The sequence below is a fragment of the Aeromonas sp. OTU364 genome (assembly GCF_038440395.1).
In the GTDB taxonomy this organism is placed as follows: Bacteria; Pseudomonadota; Gammaproteobacteria; order Enterobacterales; family Aeromonadaceae; genus Aeromonas.
On the sequence record NZ_JASATR010000046.1, the window covers coordinates 1 to 230 of the forward strand.

The 230-nt window shown below is 52.6% G+C and carries 1 rRNA gene; it reads left to right on the forward strand.

The features are described 5' to 3' along the window. Positions 1-177 precede the first annotated feature (177 nt). A 5S ribosomal RNA gene (rrf, locus tag AAHB08_RS21125) occupies positions 178-230 on the forward strand; the annotation flags it as partial.

A 230-nucleotide genomic window follows, 5' to 3' on the forward strand; every position in this document is an offset into this window, starting at 1 on the left:
CTGGGCCTTGTAGCGAATGAACGAACTACTCAAAATTCAGTGATAGCGACTAGGCAATAGCCAATCAGTCGTTACTCACGTCAGCTTTCCGAGATTATTCGGTTCGTCCTGAACCTCACCCTTCGGGCCCGCCCACGGCGGTTTCGATTTGTTCCGGACAAATCGATGAAGAATTTGCCTGGCGGCCATAGCGCCGTGGAACCACCTGATCCCATGCCGAACTCAGAAGT